We start from the raw sequence: 20928 nt of genomic DNA, 5'->3' as shown, positions 1-20928 counted from the left end.
GCTATAAAATTATCAGAATTCCCAACCAAAATCAAAGATTCTGGTTGGGGATTCTGATAATCGGCGATTGAAATCGCTGCTGGTATACAAACTTTTATCTACTCCAAGCTGACTAAAGTCTATATTTAGGCAGTCCCGCCGTTAACGCGGATATTTTGTCCGGTAATCCACCGGGCTTGTTCGCTGCACAAAAAAGCCGTCACATCGGCAATATCTTCAACTTTTCCGAGTCTTCCCAAAGCAGCCATTTGAGTAAATCTTTGTATTTGTTCGGCGGTTTTGCCGACAGTGAAAAGTTCTGTATCCGTTGGGCCCGGAGAAATCACATTAACTGTAATTTGGCGATCGCCCAATTCCTTCGCCAGCGATCGAGTTAGCTGTTCTACCGCACCTTTTGTCGCCACGTAAGCCCCGTAAGTTGGCAGTAGCATCACCGTTGTCGAACTGGAAAAATTAACAATTCTTCCTCCCTCCGCCATGCGTTTAGCAGCTTCTTGACAAGCAAAAAACGTGCCTTTGACGTTAATTGCAAAAAGATTATCGAACTCTGCTTCGGTAACTTCCGCGACTGGTTTGTTAATCATTGTTCCGGCATTATTGACTAAAATATCGACTTGTGCGTAAGTTTCGAGAGTGCGATCGAACAAATCGCGAATTTCTGCGGTTTTGCTGACATCGGCTTGCACGGCTAATGCTTTGCCGCCTGCTGCTTCAATCGCTGACACAACTTCTTTTGCTTGCTCAGATCCTCTGGCGTAGTTGACGACCACTGATGCGCCTTCTTCGGATAATCGGAGGGCGATCGCGCGTCCAATCCCCCGCGATGCACCAGTCACAATTGCCACTTTTCCTGCTAGTGATGCCATGAGATTTCCTCTGCAATTAGCGTTGATACTGGTTCAAAATAATCATACTATTTTTTTCCGCATTCCGGTACAAAAACAAATTTAAAATCTCAAATAGTCAGGATATCTCTCGAAATCGCGGTTGCTAACTAACACTTGTGGTAAAGTAGTATCGGCTGTTAAAGTAAAATCTATGACCGTAAATTCCGAGTTAGCAGAGCAGTATTTGTCAGCGGGCGAGACCCTCCAAAAATCAGGAAAACTTGAGGAGGCGATCGCTCAATATCAAAAAATACTAGCGCTCAAAACGGATGAGGCTGTTGCACTCAACAAGATAGCAGAAATTTATTACGCGCAACAGAAATATGTAGAGGCGATCGCCTCCTGTTACCAAGCACTTCGCCACCAACCGAATTTCGCCGCCGCCTACAAAACTATAGGCAATATCCTGCAAGCCCAAGGCAAAATAGACGCCGCGATTCGTGCATACTCCAAGGCGATCGAATTCGACCCTAATTTTGTCGAAGCATATGTTAATTTGGGCAGTATGTTTTACAAACAAGGCCGGCTCGATGACGCCATAACTTACTACCAAAAATCTATTGCTCTTCAACCAGATTTAGCCGTCGCTTATTGGAATTTAGGCAAAAGTTTGGAAGATCAAGGTCGAATAAATGAAGGTTTATTTTATCAAAAAAAAGCTCTAAATTTACAGCCGGACTTAGAAGGTAGAAGCAATTTAGTAAAAAATAACACTTACTGAAGAGGAATGTTATAGTCAGAATAATTCAATCATTAACGATGCAAGCTGGATCGAAATGGAAATTAACCAGAATCCGCTCGAATTGCTAACGGCTAAAGTACGAGAAACTGTTGCCGATACCCAAAACTTAGCCAACGAAATCGCAGCTAAAGTTGAGGAAAGTGCAACTGTATTAACGGCGTGGGTACAATCAGCGCCAAGTTCAATGGTTAGTGCTGGGGCGATCGCCACTCAAGAAGCTTTTAAAATAGCACATAACATCCGTTTTGAGAACCTGCCAACAAATCTACAAATCAAATTTGCGAGGGCTGGGGTGCGTGACGGAATGCGAGATGTTCAAGAAGCAGCAAAAGTATTTGAATCCATACCCGCCCAAATTCGTGCCCAAGGCCCAGAAGCAATTCGCAACTTCTGTCAAGATAAAGATTGGAGTCACATTCAAGCGCACGTCAATGGAGGCGGAAGCGAAGCTGCTAACGGGATTTTTGAATATTTTTGGGTGAATCGTGCTCGCGGTGGTGCAGACATGACTGCCACAGAATTAGCAGTCGCTAAGCAAGTTTTAGCCGATGCAGCGTTTAAAGCAGCAGTTGCGGAAATCGTTGGGGCTGCAATGAAAGGGGCGATCGCAGCAGCAGTAATTGAGTTAATATTTTCTATCTTAGAAAATTCGCTATTGTGCGTTGAAGGCAAAATTACCCAGTCAGAGTTAGTGGAAGAAGTCGCCACTGCCACCGCCAAAGCTGGCATTGCTGGCGGTGTTATTACTGGCATTCTGTTAACGCTGTGCATAATATTTCCCCCCATTGCCGCGCTTTTAGGTGCCGCAGCGATGCCCTTGGCGGTTGCAGGTATTGGTTTTATGGGAATTCGCGCCTGGGAAATCTTTTGTCACGGCGATCGACTATTTGGTATTACGGAACAAACACAAAAATTTCTGGGGATGACTGAAGCGACAATTTAAACAGTTGACAGTTGACAGTTATGATATCCGAATCAAACCGTTTATGAAGCGCGGATTTAAGACTCTATTCATTAGGTTATTTATGTCCGCGCTTTTGGGTGGCGGTTGCTTGTAGCAACATTTTCAGATGATTGGGAAATATAAATAGTATGGATTCAGTAGAAAAAACTCAAGATCAGCAGCATCCGCAATACAAGCGCGATCGAGCCAGTGTCGATACTTTATTAGCAGGAGAAGCAACCGACTACAATTTATCGGAATTAGCAAGATTAATAATTCGCTACCGAGGCTTTCCCGGTGCTAGAGATATTCAATCCGCCTTAAAAGAAGTCCTGCAAAAATGGAATCATAGCGAAGAAACTCTTTACGAACAAACCCGTAAAATTCATGCCAAAGGTGAGGTTTACAGGAAACAAAAAAGCGATCAAGAAGATTGGCTTTAATCTCAAATCTGCAACTTCCAGGAAGAGCCTGGAAGCAACAGTCAACAGTCAACAGTCAACAGTCAACTGTTAACTATTTTTAAACCATCTCTGGCGAAACTTGCATTGCCGGCTGCGGCTGGAACTGGAACAGCGAATAAACCACATTGCGGCGGATATCCGTCATCATGTCCAAAAACAGCTCGTAACCTTCAGTTTTGTACTCGATTAACGGGTCTTTCTGCCCGTAACCGCGCAGCCCTACAGACTCGCGCAAAGCATCCATTTGCTGCAAGTGTTCCCGCCACAAAGTATCAATTTGCTGCAAAATAAAGAACCGTTCCGCATCTCGCATCAATTCAGCTCGGATTGCATTAACTTCCGCTTCTTTAATGTCGTAAGCATTGCGGACTTGTTCGTGCAGGAATGTTTTAATTTCCTCAACTGACAAATCTTCTAGTTGATCCGGTGTCATGTCAGCGAGCAGATAAACAAATTCCTTCACTTTGCTAACAAGTTTGTCGAGTTCCCATTCTTCGGAAGGTAAATCGGGATTGATGTATGCTCCCACGATGTCATCCATCGTCTGTTCGGCATACTTAATTACCTGTTCTTTGGAGTCCAAACCTTCCAATACTCGGCGGCGTTCCGCATAGATTGCTCGACGCTGATTGTTCATCACTTCGTCGTATTCAAATACCTGCTTGCGGATATCGTAATAGTAGGTTTCGACTTTTTTCTGAGCACCTTCGAGGGAACGAGTCAGCATTCCAGATTCGATCGGCATATCTTCCTCAACACCGAAAGCCTTCATCAAACCGGCCACCCGTTCGCCGCCGAAAATCCTGAGCAAATTGTCTTCCAAGCTCAAGAAAAACCGCGTTGAACCCGGGTCTCCTTGGCGTCCCGCCCGGCCGCGCAACTGATTGTCGATCCGGCGCGATTCGTGGCGTTCAGTACCGATGACGTGCAAGCCTCCCAACTGCACGACTTCATCGTGTTCGGTGCTGGTAAAAGCATCGTATTCGCTGCGAGTTAGATTGTAAGCTTCCCGCAATTTTTGAATTACCGGGTCTTTTGTCGGCGCTTTTTCCGAAGCTATAGCCACGATATCATCGGCTTGCAATTCCGTGAGCGATCGCGCGCCGTACTCCTTCACCGCCAATTCCACCGCCGCCACGAGCATTTGTTCGGCATTTTTCGATAGCTGCGTCGGGAAAATCTGCGCCGAAGCTTTCCAAGACTTTACCTTTTTCTTAGTCGGATCAAAACCTTGAGGTGCGGGGCGGCCGCTAATACCAGGCACTTGCACCACCGAAAACCCTTCGTCATCCTCGGGTTGCACAATTCGGGGCATCAGATATTCCCGCAACTTCAGGCGGCCCATGTACTCAGAATTACCGCCCAAAATGATGTCTGTACCGCGCCCGGCCATGTTCGTGGCGATCGTCACAGCACCCTTGCGTCCGGCTTGAGCGATAATTTCCGATTCCCGCTCCACATTTTCCGGTTTAGCATTGAGCAAATTGTGAGGAATTTTGCGTTCCAGCAGCAGCCGCGACAGCAACTCCGACTTTTCCACGCTCGTAGTGCCCACCAGCACCGGCCGACCGATTTCGTGCATTTCCGCGCAGTCTTGGGCGATCGCATTCCACTTGCCGGCCTCTGCCTTGTAAACCATATCCGAAAGGTCAGTGCGGCTCGTAATCCGGTTAGTGGGAATCAGGGTCACTTCCAGATTGTAAATCTTCTCAAACTCCGTCTCCTCAGTCTTTGCCGTCCCAGTCATCCCCGACAGCTTCGGATAAAGCAAAAAGAAATTCTGATAGGTAATCGTCGCCAGGGTCTGAGTTTCCGGCTGAATTTCCGCGTGTTCCTTGGCTTCGATCGCCTGGTGCAAACCGTCACTCCAACGGCGTCCCGGCATCACCCGGCCGGTAAACTCATCCACAATCACGACTTCGCGATCGGGAGTGACGATGTAGTTGATATCCTTAAGAAACAATTCCTTGGCCTTAATCGCATTAAAAATGTAATGCGCCCAAGGGTCAGCCGGGTCGTACAAATCCGTAACACCCAACAACCGCTCAGCTTCACCAAACCCTTCATCGGTCAATAGCACATTCCGAGCCTTTTCGTCAACCTCGTAATGTTCTTCATTGTCTTTTCTCAGAGCAGCAGCTACCTCAGCCGCCCGGATGTACTTCTCACTGGGGCGTTCCACCTGGCCCGAAATAATCAGAGGCGTCCGTGCTTCATCGATCAGCACCGAGTCAACTTCGTCAATCACGCAAAAATTAAAAGGACGCTGCACTACATCTTCCATGACAGTAGCCATGTTGTCCCGCAAATAGTCAAACCCGACTTCGCTGTTAGTGGCGTAGGTAATATCGCAGTTATAATTTTTCTTTCGTTCCACCTGATCCATGCCCTGCTGAATCAGTCCCACAGTCAATCCCAGGAAGCGGTGCACCTGTCCCATCCATTCCGCATCCCGCCTTGCGAGATAATCGTTGACGGTGATGATGTGTACGCCTTTACCGTTGAGGGCGTTGAGGTAAGCCGGCAGCGTCGCCACCAAAGTTTTGCCCTCACCGGTTTTCATTTCGGCAATTTGGCCTTTGTGGAGGATGATGCCGCCGAGGAGTTGGACATCAAAGTGGCGCAGTCCCAAAACCCGCTGTCCCGCTTCCCGCACCACTGCAAAAGCTTCCGGCAAGATTTCGTCTAGGATCTCTTTTTCTTCGTTGAGAGATCTAGCTTTTGCCAGACGTTGTTGAAACTCGGCCGTTTTTCCTCTGAGGCCGTCGTCTGAGAGTGCGCGGAAGTCTTCTTCCAAAATATTGATATCAGCTACCCAAGGCTGAAATTTTCTCAGTTTGCGCGCGTTGGGATCGCCTAGCAGATTTTTAAACATGGCAGGAGAGGCAGATTTTTAATAATTTAGCTATTAGCTTTCAGGGTTACGGGCTGTAGTGTTAGCCACAACATATACCCTCCCCGATTGTAGCAACCATTGGCTGTCCTAGGCCGTCGCTGGGGGCGAGCGACCGATTTTGGATTTTAGATTTTAGATTTTAGATTGAATAATCGATCGACCGATTTTAGATTTTCGATTTTGGATTTTCGATTGATTGACCTCTGTTCCGGGTTATTAAGCGGAAGGGCGATCGGGTTTTACTGGGGCAAAAGCTACATACTTCTAAAAACCCACTGGCGATCGATTTCCCTCACCCGCCACCAAATCCCACAACACATCAATACCTGAGCCGACATATTCTGCATCTTGATGGCGATCGATCCATTGCACAACAGCAGTCAAAACCTCACTAGATTTCAGGCCCAACTTACCCAAGGCTTCTACTGCTTCACGACGCACCCAGTCCTCCCCATCTTCCAGACATAAAAGCAGAGCATTGATGACAGTTTCTGAAGCATTTCCCAAGTTAGCCAAGGCTGATGCTGCCAGACCACGCACCGAGTCCTTCCCATCTTCCAGACGTAACAGCAGAGCATTGATGACAATTTCTAAAGCATTTCCCAAGTAGCCCAAGGCTGATGCTGTAAAGGCACGCACCAAGTTATCCCCATCTTCGAGACGTAACACCAAGGCACTGATCACGGCTTCTGAAGCATTTCCCAAGTTGCCCAAGGCTTGGGCTGCCGAGCTACGCACCCAGTCATCTCCATCTTCCAGACGTAGCACCAGAGCATTGGTGACAGTTTCTGAAGCATTTCCCAAGTTGCCCAAGGCTTGGGCTGCCGACCTACGCACCAAGTTACCCCCATCTTCGAGACGTAACACCAAGGCAGTGATCACGGCTTCTGAAGCATTTCCCAAGTCGCCCAAGGCTTCCGCTGCCGAGCTACGCACCGAGTTATTGCTATCTTCGAGACGTGGCAGCAGGTTACCGATAATGGCTTCTGAAGCATTTCCAAACCTGCCCAAGGCTCGTGCTGCCGACCTACGCACCCTGTTATCCCCATCTTCAAGACGTAACAACAGGGCACTAATGACGGTTTCAGAAGCATTTCTCAACCCGCCCAAGGCTTCTGCTGCATCACGACGCACATCCTCATTCCCATCTTCGAGGCGTAGTAACAGGGAACTGATGGCGGCTTCTTTTTCCCCTAAAGCTGGTTGATATCTCCACAACCGCTTTTCATCAACGCCCCTTGCTTTCAAAAGTTGCAAAGTTTGCGCCTCAAACTCAGTCTCACTCATACTGCAAAGAATTTGCAAAACCTGAGAGCGAACTCTCTCACCAACCAGTGCCTCATCCCTTACTTCCAACTCAACCAACTTCTCCAAAATCTGCACAGTTAGACTGGAATCTGCCACCTTTAAGTCTTTAATATTTTCAGCAAGGCAACTGCCAGCAAAAAACAAATCGCGGTGCAACCATTCCTCATACTCGCTATCCGCCTCCCAAATTGCCCGCATCGCTTTCGCCGCTTTCTTCGGTTTTTGTTGAGCAATCAACAACAGCAACACTTCCCACCAATGGGGGTCATGCAAATGCTCTCGAATATGATTGAGAACAATGTCAAAATCACCGTCATCATCTGCCTGATAGCCGATTTGCTGAGCGCACAAATATTCTTGAAAAGTCTTGTGTACAAAAGCGTACAAATCTTGTCCTTGTTCGTTGAGCAATCCCGTCCGCTGTTGAATAAAATCAACAAATCGTTTAGCTTCCTCTTTTGCCTGGAACCGTTCAACCTGTTTTTTGGTTTTAATATTTTGAGTTAACTGCTCTAACAACTCATCCTTAGCAATCAGCGTCCCGCCTTCAGGATTATCCGTACTACCCTGAGTGTGAATCCAATAGGCGAGAATTTCCATCAGCCGCCGTAAGTCGTCTGCATCTAAACATTTGAATACTGGCTGCTCAGTCATTTTTTTGTTAGCATCCCAACACTTTAACAGTGTCTCCACAGCTTTTTCATAAAGCTTGTGGCGGGCCCTCGGCAGTACAGCTTGATAGCGGTGAATCAAAGCAATGATTGTCAGCAATAGCGGATTTCTGGCCAACAATTTAATTCGGTCATTTTCATCCAGAGCTTTTTTAATGCTATCTTTGCGACGTTGAGCTTCCGCCGCATCTGGAACGCGGCTGTCGTACCAGTGATTAATAAACTCATCAACTTTAGCATCATCAAACAGTTGTAGCTGATAGTGTTCAAACTCCGAAGTATTAAAAAAATCGCGTTTGTAACCAGCAGGGCGAGAAGTAATAATTGCCAAATTTTGATGATACTGCCCCAAAAAATTCTCAATCTGCTGCACCACCGCATAGCGCTTGGATTCTTCCACAACCTCATCCAATCCATCCAACAAAATCATCGCCCTACCGTCTGCCAGCCAATACTCAAAAAAGCCTTCGGGCAGCGGTTTCACGGACATAGTTTTCTCAGCAAACTGGCGGGCATAGTCGAGGAGATTGATATCTGAAAGCCTAGCAAAATCCCGAACCTTAATCAAAATCGGCAAGCAATCTATCCCAGAATGCCAGCCGAGTTTTTCTGGAGAATTCTGAGCCAACATCACCGCAAAAAAGCTCAGTAAAGTTGTTTTTCCAGAACCAGGAGCGCCCAACAACACAAATTTATTTGATTGATTTTGATTCAATAATTGTGATGCTAAAAACTTTCTACCAGAGCGAGTTTCTCTCTGCATCTGTTGCAGATTTTTGCCTTCCCCCAATTCTGGGAGACCCAATCGAACATGAATATTTACCTCTTCCAAGACATCCGGCATTACAAAAATCTGAGCCAATTTTTCCGATTTTTCAATTTCCTGACCTTCGACAGCAATGCCAGCAAACTTAACATCGTCAAACCAGTTAGCCAGTTGCTTAAAATAGTCTGCTTTGGCAACTTTAAACCTTAAATAACTACTTGTTTTCTGGAAATAGGTTTCAGCAAAAACATCCAACCAATCATGTAGTCTTTCGGGATCGAATCTGCCTTGAATTTTCTTGTGTTCTGGGACTGTCGCATTAAAAGCTGCAACTAAAAAATTAACTTGAGGCTTTTCTTGGTCGTTGAAAGGTTTTAGGAGTTCTGGAAGTGCTGCGTTCGTCAAGAAACTTTTAAGAAAATCTTCGACTACACCCTGTTCGCAAGCATAGAATAATTCATTAGTTTTTTGGGCAGCTTCGATGCCCCAAATACAAGCTTTTTCAAAATCGCTAGGATTAAATTTTTTAATAACTTCTTTAAATCCTATTTCTGCAAGTTTTGCGCCGAGTCCTGATGCTAGTTTTAAGGCGAATGCCAATTCAGTCATGGTAAATTTAATCAATATTTGTGTTTAATATAGTTTACACTGGTATTATTATCAATGTCATTGATATTTAAAATTTTATTGTGTGGTGGGAATCTGAACCCTCTAACAGATCCTTCGCTACGCTCAGGAGGACATAATTCCCTGACAGTGCGTAAGTCCTAAATGTTGTAGGTACACTAATTTAAGCAACAGGCAAGATGCGTGTTTCACAAGAGATTAATGTTTTTGTGGCACTAATTTAAGCAACAGGCAAGATGCCTGTTCCACAAGTGACTAATGTTTTTGTGGGGTGGGCATCTTGCCCGCCCCGATCGCCCTGATTGAAAAAGCTGTCACATCTCACGCCAGATTAACCCTAGTTTTAAACAGGTCTGGGCACTTCGTAAGTCAAAAAGTCATAGGCCATTTTCGTATTCGGAAAAATAGCCTGCGCTTCCTTGAGCAAATCATCTAGGACGATCGCATTCCCCGGAGCGTAACGCGGGCTAAAATGCGTCATAATTAACTGTTTCGCCCCAGCGATCGCAGCCACTTGAGCCGCCATAGTCGAAGTTGAATGCAGGCGATCGAAGGCCATTTGAGCATCTTGATGAGCAAAAGTAGCTTCATGCACCAACAAATCAGCATCCTTCGCCAATTCCACCGCCCCGTCACAAAAAACCGTGTCAGTACAATACACAAACTTGCGCCCGATTTGATCCGGGCCGCAAAAATCCGTACCTTTAAACTGTCGCCCGTCCGATAACTTTACGGTCTTTCCTTGTTTTAATTGACCGTAAAGCGGCCCCGAAGGAATACCCACAGCCTTGGCTTTTTCTACATCAAAATGTCCCGGACGGTCTTTCTCAGTTACTCGATAACCAAAAGCAGTAACTCGGTGCTTCAAAGGGCCGCAGCTAACAATATATTCGTCATCTTCATAGATGACTCCCTCGTGAATTTTGTGTACCTTAACCGGGTAAGAAAAATGAGTTTGAGAATAGCGAACGCCAGCTTGCAAATATTCTTCAAGTCCCGGAGGCCCGTAAAGATCGATGCGCTTGACATTCCCCGCCAAACCGCAGCTAGCCAGCAAACCCATTAAGCCGAAAATATGGTCGCCGTGCAGGTGAGTGATGAAAATGCGGCTTAGTTGGCTGACTTTTAGGTCGCTGCGGAGAAACTGGTGCTGAGTTCCTTCGCCGCAGTCAAACAGCCACAGTTCCGCTCGCTGGGGCAACCGGAGGGCAATGCTGGAAACGTTGCGCGATCGCGTGGGGACGCCGGAGCTAGTTCCGAGAAATGTAATCTGCAAGAGTCAAATCACCTCAATTAAGTCTTTAAAAATATGTTACATATATCCAGAGTGCGGCAAATCCGACATACAGGAAATAGTCGCAGCCAGGAACCGGGATAAATCGCTGTTCCTGCGAACATCTAGTTGCTAAAATCATTTTCGACAACGGCACAGAGTGCCAAACCCAATTCTAACGTTTTCTTTCTTTCGTTCCTCTTCCTTTTTCCCGAACTCCAGCTTCCCCTTAAAACTTGTCAAACATATACAGCATAAAAGGAAAATTTTCAAATGCAGTCAGGAGTATTTTTTGCTTCCGTTCTTTCGACATTAAAAAAACGCTACTTTTGGATTTCGTTGTTGTTTTGGCTGGTAATGGTAGCCCCAGCCCAGGCCGCGCTGATTTTGCGAGTTGCGGTACAAGACGGGGCAAGTCAGATAAAAGTCGGCAGTTCTACTAAGGCTGCAATCCGCGACGGCAGCGGGCGCAATTTGGGCGAACTGTCGGGAAACAGTTCTCAGTCGGCTCAATTTCGATCGGGAAAAGTGGCGATCGGTCGCTGGGCCGCCAACCAAGTTTGGATCGAGCCGACGGGGAACGGTTATGTCTGGATTGGCGATCGTTGGTATCGGGGACGCACGCTTCTAGTTCCCGAAAAAGGAGGCTTGACTGCCGTTAACTACGTCGATATCGAACAGTATCTCTACAGCGTTCTCGGCGCCGAAATGAGTGGCAATTGGCCTATTGAAGCTTTGAAAGCCCAAGCTGTCGCCGCCCGTTCCTACGCTATCCACCAGCGCCTCAAAAGCGACACCGAGCTTTACGACGTGGACAATACTCAGTCTTCGCAGGTTTACAAAGGACTGCAAACAGAATCTTCTGGCACTTATTCCGCAGTCGATGCAACCGCCGGTCAAGTTCTGGCTTACAACGGTCAGATTATTTTAGCCGTTTTCCACTCTGCCTCTGGGGGACATACTGAAAATGTCGAGGATGTTTGGACGGAACCGCTGCCTTACCTCCGTGCTGTTCCTGACTTCGACCAAGGGGCGCCGGTTTACCAGTGGAAAGAAAATTTTTCTCGCGCCCAAATCAGCAGCAAGATTTCTGGCGTGGGCAATGTGATCTCGATAAAGCCAGAACGGACTACGGCTTACGGGAGCGTTTTGAGGATGAAAGTAGTTGGAGATGGGGGTTCTAGGGTCATGACCGGCGCAGATTTACGCCGGGTTTTAAGTTTGAGGAGTACCCGCTTTACCGTGATTCCTCAGTATGCCGGCGGTGGGAAACCAAGGAATAGCAACCAAGCTCCTACTGGTTTTCAAGTTGCTGGCAAAGGTTTCGGTCACGCTGTAGGAATGAGTCAGTGGGGGGCCTATAATTTGGCCAGGCAGGGATACGGCTACCAGCAGATTTTGTTGCACTATTACCGGGGTGCTACTTTGGCTAGAATTGCAGTGCAGTAACTGCTGGGAAGGGGCAAGGAAGAAGGAAGAAGGAAGAAGGAAGAAGGAAGAAGGAAGAAGGGGGAAGGAAGAAGGGAAAAACAGCTATTTCTGTATCCGTGACTTCCGTGTCGTGAATACAGGGAATTGGGAAGGGGGAATTGGGAATCACTAATCACTAATGACTAATGACCCCGCCCAAAAACGGATACAAGCCCCCAACTCCTGTCCTGGATAGATGAAAATTTTAGACTCTTGTTCAACATCCCAGATTCATCTGTTGAGTAAATGTCAAATCTTTCGACTGAGCGATCGCACCGAAGTCTAAAATCTCAAATCTAAAATCGACTGACTGATGACTAATGACTGATGGCTAACTACATTAAGGATTGCTATGCAAAAGTGGGAGTATTTATTTGTGGATGCGAATATGTATCCTTTTGGAAACAAGCTTATTAGTTTATATGTAAACGGTGAAGAACAGCGAGATTGGAAACAAGGCTCGCTGCATCTATTTGTCAACCAGTTGGGGGAGGAGGGGTGGGAACTTGTGAGTTTGTATCACGACTCGAAGTATGACCAAAATTGTTTAATTTTTAAACGCCCTAAGATTATTTAAAAAAAATTGGAGTATAAAAAATTATGACATCAATAAAGATTGACATTTTCCACTCTTCTTAGCAACGAGATAAAAGCCCGTTCCGCAACCAATATATTTTATTGTGGAACAGGCTTCCTGTCTATTATTGAAAAATCTCCCCGATTTTAGTTCAACCTAACTTAACAACAAACAACTATTTTTTGTCATTAGTATTACAAGTTTTCCGAGCGTTCGATTCTGCGCTGCCATTCGGCATCTATTTTTGCTGACTGTTCTAGTTCTTGTTGGGTTAACTCGGTTTCTGTTGTATAAGCTAAGTCTTCTTCAGTCAGAAGGTTTTCTCCTGCAAATTCCCGAGCGTAAGCCAGTTTTTGGAGCAAATTGGCATCGGGTTCGTTTAATAACCTCGCTCGCTGCTGACGCTCTTGATTGCGGGATTCTATCCGGCTATTTTTCCACTGAATCCAGAAGTAGCGAATTAAAGGAATTGCGAGAAATCCGACGCCGTAAATCAGGAGCATTGGATAAATTGCGCTGACGAAACCGATAAATCCGCCTGCGATCGCACTTTTAGCTAATAAATTTCCTAAAACTAACGCACCGACAAGATTGACGGCTCCTAACCCTGCTGCGAGCATGATTTGTCCAGAACTGGCGTTGCTGAAACGCCACAGCATTTCTCGCAAATAAGCTGCTACTGGTTGAGGATTTTTCTGGACGGCTGTGGTTTGCAATTGCGGGAAATGGTAGACTATTTGCCCTTCGGGACTGACTTCGGGGCGGCCGTCAAAACGGGCGAGAGCAGGTAACATATATTCTTCGTATTCTCGGCTGTATCCCTGTCCGAGATTGTCGAGATACGGGGCAATTTGTTCGGCGGCGACGGCGCCTCGGTTGTTGCGAATTGCCGTGGCAATATCGCTCCATTTGCGCTCTTCTAGATTGTGATTGGGATTGCCGTCTCCAAAGAGAAAGGAGAAAACTGCTTCCAGAAAACTCATCTGGGGTTTTTGGCCAGTTAAGCGCGATCGCTGGTAGTAAGGTTCGTCATGGTTCCAGTAAAATATCCAGAGTAAGTCGTTCCAGAAGTAGGGAAAAAAGAAAAAGCCACCGCCTCTGTTGCCGCCCCCACCATCTCCTCCTCCTCCTCCGTTATTGTCGCTGCTGCTGGAGAGTAAAAGCGTGATAGCAACAAAAATTAAGAGGATAGAAGCTACCAGCACTACACCGAAAGATATCCGAATCAGATAAAATAGAATGCGCCAGATTTTTTGCCACCATTCCTGCAACTGCAAGCGCAAGAATTTGTTTCGCAAAATATCTCGAAAGTTTTTGGGAAATAGGTAGGCAATGTCGCCGGATTCTGCTACTTGCAGGTTGCCGCCTGCTTCGGAGGCGAGGGTTAACAGTTCTCGCTGCGCAAAATTGACATCTAATCCAGCTTTTGCCGCCACGTCTCCAACCGTAACGCGGTAGCCAAGTTGTTCGACGGCTTGCATAATGGTGGGATTCGGAGCCATAGGTTTCTCTCTGTGAAAATTACCCGGTTATTTTTATTATATATTGCGGGAATTCGAGCTGGTTTTGGTGTACTGGTTTCTGATTTTTTTTGAAGATGCCCTTGACTTTGGGGCAAAATATTGCTAGTGTTTTGCCGAATAACTTTTAAGTGTTGGCTAAACCCGCATAGCTTAATAAAACTTTGCGATCTAATTTCTCCTCGGCAGGCTATTTGCTGGTTTCTCAAAAGGGCTAACGGCGGGGGATTGTGGGTAAAGTTAGTAAGGTACGGTGCGCGACGATCGCCCGTTGGCGTTAGCGAAGCGAGCCGAAGGAAAGCTCTCGAAGAGGATCGCCCCTGCACGCTACAGCAGAACTTTTCCCTTCAGCGCGGTTTTTGTAAGTTTTGTGTAGAGTGCCAGAGATATGTTAAAGAAATCTAGTTTTTTTGCAAGTCTTGCAAGAGTTCTATAAAATAGATAGAGCTTGTGCGAGTTAAACCCAAGGGCGTGTTTTAAGGTTCGCACTTGCGATCGAGTAGGCTTTTTAGCGCTCTCAACACAACTGCCAACTAAAACAGTTGCGCAATTATTAATAGGAAAACTTTACAGGCTAATTTTTCTGATTAGCCGCTAACCAAAGAATCGCATATGCCAAGAACTCAACGCAACGATAACTTTATTGACAAAAGTTTCACGGTAATGGCTGATATCATCCTGAAGATTATGCCGGCGAAAAAGCAGGCGAAGGAAGCTTTTGCTTATTATCGGGATGGTATGTCAGCTCAAGCAGATGGCGAATATGCTGAAGCGCTGGACAATTATCATGAAGCGCTGAAGTTGGAGGAAGATCCTTACGATCGCAGTTATGTCTTGTACAATATGGGCCTGATCCATACTAGCAACGGCGAACACGATAAAGCTTTGGAGTATTACGACGAGGCCCTAGAGCTCAATCCGAGAATGCCGCAAGCGCTGAATAATATTGCTGTGATTTACCACTATCAAGGGGAAAAGGAAAAGGAAGCTGGCAATTTTGAAGTTGCGGAAGGGCTGTTTGATAAAGCTGCGGATTATTGGAAGGAGGCTATTCGCTTGGCCCCGAACAATTACATTGAGGTGCAAAATTGGCTGAAGACGAGTGGCCGATCGCAGATTGATGTGTATTTTTAAGGCGAGTTTTTATTAACAATATGCTCTCCTGGGTTATTGGTTATTCGTTATTATAGCCAACAAGTAACCAATAACCAATAACCAATAACAACCAACCAACGAATTCCCAATTCCCAATTTTTATGATTGACAGAGAAGAAGTGCGGAAAGTAGCGAATTTAGCTAGATTGGAATTAACGCCTGAAGAAGAAGAGCAGTTTACGGGTCAACTGAACGGTATTTTGGATTATTTCGAGCAGTTGAGCGAACTGGATACGAGTAAGGTGCAGCCGACAACGCGGGCGATCGATGTTAGCAATGTAATGCGATCGGACGATTTGCAACCTTTTGCTAACGGAGAAAATATTTTGGAGGGAGCTCCCGATCGCGATGGGGAGTTTTTTAAAGTTCCTAAGATTATGTAGGGTTCCCGCTACGCACGTAACTGAGGAACATCCCTTGAGGGGCGGGCTAGCAATGCCTACCCCAAAAGCAGATTAAATTAACTGTGGAACAGGTAATAAGTAAGCCCGGTATAAGCCACCCCACAAGCCGATTAAACTGATAGAAACTCAACACAAGATCGATCGCTACGAGCGATCTGTAAAGTTCATTTTTGGGGTGACAAATAGTCATGTACGTATTAATTGGTGGAGCAGGAATGATGGGGCTGGATTTAGCCCAGCAGTTATTAAAAGTCGGTCATACGGTTGCCATCATTGATGTTGACCCGCTTGCCTGTCGCTTTGCTCGTGAAAAAATCGGAGTGATGGCATTTGAAGGCAGTGCAGTTAGCACAACGGTTCTTCTGGAAGCCGGAATTAAACAAGCAAGCGCAGTCGTTGCATCACTGAGGAATGATGCACTGAATTTAGCGCTGATTACCCTATCTAGGAGCTATGGCATTTCTCATATTGTGGTGCGAATGCGCGATCGCGAATTCATGGAAGCCTATCGACTTGCCGGAGCCAGTCACATCATCAGCACGATTGATTTGGCAGTCGCAACAATGGCAAATGCGATTGAATACCCTCAAATCGAGTCGATGATGCACTTTGAACAAGGACAAGTCGAGGTGCTAAAGCTGCCAGTTCCAGGCGATTGCAATGTGGCAGGTCGCACCGTTGCTCAAATTGCTCAAGACCCCCGCTTTCCCACAGGTTCGCTGATTATTGGTTATCAATGCCATGCCTGCGCCAATCTGGAGATTCCGAACGGCAATACTGTTCTTGAAGCAGGCTCTACCATTCTCGTCGTCACCCGTCCAGAGCTAGTTCACCCCATGATTGATTACCTCGGCATTCGCGCTAGTCATCTGCCAACGTTAGAAGTTTCTCATCCAAATCTTTGATGTAAGGATGAACCAGATCCTCTGGAACAATTCGCTTGCGGAGCGCATCGCTAACGGCTCCTTTTTCTGCTAAAAGCAATCGCCGTCGAATCGTATCTAGCCCGCTGCGATCGCCCTCTATTTGACCGGCCCGATGTTTATTGTAGAGATCGCGCAGCACTCGCTCAGAGTGTGCTACTCGTGCTTGATACGATGCCCATAACTCCTCGTAAACTGCCTTCGGCAACACGCCAGATTTCAGCAAACTATCTAGCTCATCTTGAGCCGCTTTGGAAGCGATCAACTGAATCTGTAACTGCCCAGCTTCCTGCATTACATCAGAAACACGGCTAATTTTTAGTCGTTTTACTATCCACGGTAAACTTAATCCCTGTCCGACCAAGGAGAATAAAACTGCACCGAAAACCAGGGCAATGATGTTATCCCGTCCTGGTAGGGTCAAGGGAATCGCAACAGCTAAGGCCATTGAAAGAGACCCTTTAATATTCCCTAAAACCAAAATGTGCTGCCAGCGTAGCGGAATGGGGCGATCGAACCAACGCAGACCCGCTAATAACAAATAGACCGAGAGAATCCGTCCCAGTTGATAGGCCAGAATGACCAATAAAATGGATGGCAAAATTCTCCACAGCGTCAGCGGGTTAATTTCAATTCCAATCAGCAGGAAAATAAACGTATTGACGCCAAAACCAGCGTATTCCCAGAAACTCAGCAAGGTAATCCGATCCGAGGCAGACGAACTGCGAGGCAGCCCAAGGTTGCCAAAAACAAGTCCGGTGATGACCACCGCCACTGCGCCCGATACGCCTAAAAATTGTCCGATTTGGAAGGTTCCCAATGCGAGAGCGACGGTTAGCAAAAGGCTACTCAACGGATCGTTTAAGCGAACAAATATCGGCACGCTCAAGTAACCTAAAACACCCCCGACCACTGCCCCACCTAAGGCAACCACGAGCAGTTCCTTCACGCCTTGTATAGCGGTGAGAGAGCCTGTCGCATAAATTACCAAAACCAAATTAAATGAAATTAGAGCAGCCGCATCATTGAACAGAGTTTCTCCCTCAACAATGGTGGACAATCGAGAAGGCACGCGGATCTCTTTAAAAACCGCGATCATCGAGACTGTATCAGTGTTTGCCAGAATGACTCCGATCAGCAACGCTGGAATCCAGTCTAGCCCCAGCCCAAATTTAACCAGAACAGCGATAATTGCTGAAGAAAAGATAGAGCCTGGACCCGCCAGCAGGGCGATCGGCTTAAAGGTGCTGCGGAGACGGCTGATATCAGTATTGATAGCTGCTTCAAAAATCAGAATTGGTAGGAAAAGATTTAATACTAAAGAGGGGTCTAAACCAATTCGACGCGACAAGACCTCCGTAATGGGCAAGCCTGCTAACACTAAGCCCGTCACATAAGGAATTCGCAACCGTTGGGTTACGAGTGCAACAAAAGTTGCAATCAGCAGCAGAATGATCAAGATGATGACCAATTCAGGAATAACTCCTGCCGCTTGGCTATTTGTAGCAGGATTGCTGCCCAAGGGAGGTGCTTGCGCTACAATCGACTCCATCACCGATACTCCTCTCATAAACTGGTTTTCCTCAAAGAGATTGACAGAGTAACTACGGTTTTAGTCTACAGGAGACGGTTCACTCTGTTGTAGGCCTAACAGCAATTTATGTGGTGTATTTGGATGAATGCCGATGAAGCTGAAACAGGATTTCTGGGTTGGTTGGGCGATCGGGGCGATCGTCCTTACCTTTTGCTCGATCCCAAACTGCCTTACAAGGACAACAATCTGATATCGCTGCGATCGTCATTACCTCCTGTTGAACCCAAACTGCCTTACAAAAGCAACAATCTGATATTGAGCGTAAAACCTCACACTGCTCTAGAAGCTAGTTTCATACTATAGCAATCCTATAATAGGATTTGTGAGAATTTACCATAAGTATGAAGCTTGGCGAAATCAAATATCTGATAATGAGTAACTAACTTAAATATATATTTGACTGCAGCCAAGGTCTGACACATATGATAGCACTTACTAATCCATTGTGAGTGCTTGTAACCAAATATCTTCAATTGGATTATGAGTCGGATCTTAGGAGTGCAAATCTCAAAAAAGTGATTTTCCAATCAGATTATTCTTGCACGATTATTCACAATGATAAAAAGTCTTTAACCTAGCAAAGAAGAATGATATTTAGCGCCATCCCAAATTAATGCTATCCGCTGGTCGTTATATTGGCTCATCAGATACTTTAAATATTGAATAGTATGTTCTCCATTTCCCTTTGAGTATGCCTGGATCAGACATTGACCCGTCGCAATATTTACGCTAGCCAAAATAAGTCTGTCGCTCTTTCTCATTCACAATTGGGACTTCCAGTCTTTCATTTTTCTTGCTCCAAATATAGCCAAAGATATCTCCCCAAAGAATATGACATTCATCCTGAAACAAAGCTACCAATTCACCTAATTCGATTTCATTGCGATGAGCTTCTAGCCATTGGCTCAATTCTTCTTTTTTTTTTTGAACAGTTCAGGATCAGTTTTGGGATTACGTTCCTGATGTTTTTTCTTTTGTTGAGCCAGCAGAGTTAAAAATCTCATAGTAACTCTGCTGAGAACTAAAAACAATCTCATACCGCGACTCTATATAAGCTTTTAGTTCTTCTAAATTCTAATAATTTTTTTTTGTAGCCAACCAATGATAACAGCCCGTTCATCAGGTTTTAAATATCCCACAGAACCCTTATAGAACCCTTTTGAGATCTTTTCTTAAAAAATAAGGCGGATAAACAAGCCGTCTCACATAACTCAATAGCCACAAGACGAGAAACCATGTGGCGATCGTGGCAAAAAAGTTGAAATCCATCTGGAATAAGGCTTACAGCAATAGCAATAGATCTCAAATGGGTTCTATAGGCCAGTCTTCGCGCGGATATCCCATTTGTTGATAACAGTGTGTCCATTTGCTAATAAATCCACAACTTACACCGAAAACTCCTTGCATCTCAGGCGTGTTTATAACCTTGCAGAAACATCTTTACAGCAACCGCTGGTTTCAACTCACGGGTATCGGGATTCGACTCGATAAACTCATTCAACGGATTTAGCATAGGTCGGGTCTGACGCCTGATTTATCACTTTTCTAAGTTCTCACATCTGGCTGGGGATTACTTTATCACCTTCCCTGACGATCGAGATCACACTTAGATCAAAGCATTTACGGTTATGTTAAACATAACTTAAGTACCAGCGAAAGCTAACAAACAAGTTTAGAAAATCAGCTAGCAGCTTATTGCTAGCTGTCAGATAGGATCTCAAGTACCAGGGAAAACATTAGATGACGAACGTTGCAAAAAAAATCGTTAATACTTTGGCTGCTATCGGTTTAGGATTAGCAGTAACCAATGTCAATCCAGTCAAAGCTGCCCAGCTTAATATCTCAGGAGGTTCTAACATATTTGGCGCAGGTAAGACATCTTCACCAGCTCCCGGCGGTGGTACTGGGGGACAACTTCCACCCCTGTATAATTTTGCTGCTGCCGCAGGTCAAGTGCTTACCTTCTCAAACTTTAGTGGAAATGTTAGTTATTCGGGTTCTCCCCTAGTTTCTAATGTGAGTGGAGATGGGCGTGCTTTTTTGTCGGGTACAAATATCTCGTCTTATGGCGGAATTTCTGGGCTACGGAACGACAACGCGATTGCTTTTTTAGTTGGCGTATTTCTCAATGATTCTGAACCCACAGGTTCAGGACCATCACCTCTTAATTTCACAAATAATACCAGCTTTGCGGAATTATCGCCCCTGCTCAACCAAACTTTCTTTATTGGTGATGGTTTAACAGGTAGTGGTTTGGGAAATATACAGCGTTTTTTAGTACCTGAGCAAGCAACTCGGCTCTTTCTGGGTTTCGCAGATGGATTCAATGTTCAAGGATTACCTGGATATTACAATGACAACACTGGTTCCCTAGTAGCTAATTTTGAGCTTCAATCAGCCGCTGAACCGGTTCCCGAACCCTGCACTATATTAGGTACCCTGGCTTTTGCTGCTTGGGGAGTCACCAATAAACGCAAACAGAGAAAAAACGCAGGTGTATAGTTCCAGGATAGCTATCCCCTCCTGCCGATCGGCTTCTAATCTCGTCACCACGTAAGTTAAAAAAAGCGATCGCACTTCTTCTGTGAGGAAGCGCGATCGCTTTTTTTTGTGACTTATACCAATTTCCTAAAGTCATGCTACAGATAGAGCATCTAAAATAAATTCCCATCCCGTCAAAGAAGCAATAACTTCCAACGTCAACTTAT

At 45.7% G+C, this 20928-nt stretch carries 18 protein-coding genes; 11 read left to right on the top strand and 7 right to left on the bottom strand.

Features of this window, described 5'->3' with window-relative positions; all coding sequences use genetic code 11:
- Positions 1-125 precede the first annotated feature (125 nt).
- Positions 126-866: an SDR family oxidoreductase gene (locus tag E5S67_RS10220; RefSeq protein ID WP_172186927.1), complete on the bottom strand. Its 741-nt coding sequence runs from the start codon at positions 864-866 to the stop codon at positions 126-128.
- 172 nt (positions 867-1038) lie between these two features.
- Between E5S67_RS10220 and E5S67_RS10215 the strand changes: the two genes are divergently transcribed.
- From E5S67_RS10215 to E5S67_RS10205, 3 genes are all read left to right on the top strand, one after another.
- Positions 1039-1608 carry a tetratricopeptide repeat protein gene (locus E5S67_RS10215; RefSeq protein ID WP_172186926.1) on the top strand — a complete coding sequence of 190 codons (570 nt, stop codon included), beginning with the start codon at positions 1039-1041 and terminating at the stop codon, positions 1606-1608.
- A 55-nt stretch (positions 1609-1663) separates the two neighbouring features.
- A complete protein-coding gene (locus tag E5S67_RS10210) occupies positions 1664-2572 on the top strand; it encodes a hypothetical protein (protein ID WP_172186925.1) in 909 nt (302 codons plus the stop codon).
- Positions 2573-2721: 149 nt separating this feature from the next.
- Positions 2722-3015 carry a DUF3288 family protein gene (locus tag E5S67_RS10205; protein ID WP_172186924.1) on the top strand — a complete coding sequence of 98 codons (294 nt, stop codon included), beginning with the start codon at positions 2722-2724 and terminating at the stop codon, positions 3013-3015.
- 79 nt (positions 3016-3094) lie between these two features.
- On the opposite strand, the gene secA is transcribed toward E5S67_RS10205, so the two are convergent.
- From secA to E5S67_RS10190, 3 genes are all read right to left on the bottom strand, one after another.
- Positions 3095-5911 carry a preprotein translocase subunit SecA gene (gene secA / locus E5S67_RS10200; protein WP_172186923.1) on the bottom strand — a complete coding sequence of 939 codons (2817 nt, stop codon included), beginning with the start codon at positions 5909-5911 and terminating at the stop codon, positions 3095-3097.
- Positions 5912-6196: 285 nt separating this feature from the next.
- A complete protein-coding gene (locus E5S67_RS10195) occupies positions 6197-9286 on the bottom strand; it encodes an NACHT domain-containing protein (RefSeq protein ID WP_246276715.1) in 3090 nt (1029 codons plus the stop codon).
- A gap of 361 nt (positions 9287-9647) precedes the next feature.
- Positions 9648-10580 carry a ribonuclease Z gene (locus tag E5S67_RS10190; protein ID WP_172186922.1) on the bottom strand — a complete coding sequence of 311 codons (933 nt, stop codon included), beginning with the start codon at positions 10578-10580 and terminating at the stop codon, positions 9648-9650.
- A 270-nt stretch (positions 10581-10850) separates the two neighbouring features.
- On the opposite strand from E5S67_RS10190, the gene E5S67_RS10185 reads away from it, so the two are divergent.
- From E5S67_RS10185 to E5S67_RS10175, 3 genes are all read left to right on the top strand, one after another.
- Positions 10851-12026: a SpoIID/LytB domain-containing protein gene (locus tag E5S67_RS10185; protein WP_172186921.1), complete on the top strand. Its 1176-nt coding sequence runs from the start codon at positions 10851-10853 to the stop codon at positions 12024-12026.
- Positions 11995-12180, top strand: a complete 186-nt coding sequence (locus tag E5S67_RS10180) for a hypothetical protein (protein ID WP_172186910.1) — start codon at positions 11995-11997, stop codon at positions 12178-12180. The genes E5S67_RS10185 and E5S67_RS10180 overlap by 32 nt, the downstream gene beginning before the upstream one ends.
- A 219-nt stretch (positions 12181-12399) precedes the next feature.
- Positions 12400-12624, top strand: a complete 225-nt coding sequence (locus tag E5S67_RS10175) for a hypothetical protein (RefSeq protein ID WP_172186920.1) — start codon at positions 12400-12402, stop codon at positions 12622-12624.
- A 194-nt stretch (positions 12625-12818) separates the two neighbouring features.
- Here the strand turns inward: E5S67_RS10175 and E5S67_RS10170 are convergent, their stop codons facing one another.
- The gene (locus E5S67_RS10170; RefSeq protein WP_172186919.1) at positions 12819-14126 is read right to left on the bottom strand and encodes a hypothetical protein; all 1308 of its coding nucleotides are present in this window, start codon (positions 14124-14126) and stop codon (positions 12819-12821) included.
- Positions 14127-14756: 630 nt separating this feature from the next.
- Here E5S67_RS10170 and E5S67_RS10165 point away from each other — a divergent pair.
- From E5S67_RS10165 to E5S67_RS10155, 3 genes are all read left to right on the top strand, one after another.
- Positions 14757-15278 carry a photosystem I assembly protein Ycf3 gene (locus E5S67_RS10165; RefSeq protein ID WP_172186918.1) on the top strand — a complete coding sequence of 174 codons (522 nt, stop codon included), beginning with the start codon at positions 14757-14759 and terminating at the stop codon, positions 15276-15278.
- A 122-nt stretch (positions 15279-15400) separates the two neighbouring features.
- A complete protein-coding gene (gene gatC, locus E5S67_RS10160) occupies positions 15401-15682 on the top strand; it encodes an Asp-tRNA(Asn)/Glu-tRNA(Gln) amidotransferase subunit GatC (protein ID WP_172186917.1) in 282 nt (93 codons plus the stop codon).
- A 209-nt stretch (positions 15683-15891) separates the two neighbouring features.
- A complete protein-coding gene (locus tag E5S67_RS10155) occupies positions 15892-16608 on the top strand; it encodes a potassium channel family protein (protein WP_172186916.1) in 717 nt (238 codons plus the stop codon).
- On the opposite strand, the gene E5S67_RS10150 is transcribed toward E5S67_RS10155, so the two are convergent.
- A complete protein-coding gene (locus E5S67_RS10150; protein WP_172186915.1) occupies positions 16565-18196 on the bottom strand; it encodes a cation:proton antiporter in 1632 nt (543 codons plus the stop codon). The two genes, E5S67_RS10155 and E5S67_RS10150, sit on opposite strands and share 44 nt — an antisense overlap.
- A 90-nt stretch (positions 18197-18286) precedes the next feature.
- On the opposite strand from E5S67_RS10150, the gene E5S67_RS10145 reads away from it, so the two are divergent.
- A complete protein-coding gene (locus E5S67_RS10145) occupies positions 18287-18523 on the top strand; it encodes a hypothetical protein (protein ID WP_172186914.1) in 237 nt (78 codons plus the stop codon).
- A gap of 426 nt (positions 18524-18949) precedes the next feature.
- Here E5S67_RS10145 and E5S67_RS10135 read toward each other — a convergent pair whose 3' ends face one another.
- Positions 18950-19129, bottom strand: coding sequence for a hypothetical protein (locus tag E5S67_RS10135; protein WP_172186912.1), 180 nt, complete (start codon positions 19127-19129; stop codon positions 18950-18952).
- Between the two features lie 831 nt (positions 19130-19960).
- Between E5S67_RS10135 and E5S67_RS10130 the strand changes: the two genes are divergently transcribed.
- Positions 19961-20722 carry a hypothetical protein gene (locus tag E5S67_RS10130; protein ID WP_172186911.1) on the top strand — a complete coding sequence of 254 codons (762 nt, stop codon included), beginning with the start codon at positions 19961-19963 and terminating at the stop codon, positions 20720-20722.
- Positions 20723-20928 lie beyond the last annotated feature (206 nt).

The organism is Microcoleus asticus IPMA8 (assembly GCF_013179805.1).
Lineage (GTDB): Bacteria > Cyanobacteriota > Cyanobacteriia > Cyanobacteriales > Microcoleaceae > Microcoleus > Microcoleus asticus.
The sequence above is the reverse complement of the archived record's forward strand: the minus strand, read 5'-3'. Positions and strand labels throughout refer to the sequence as shown.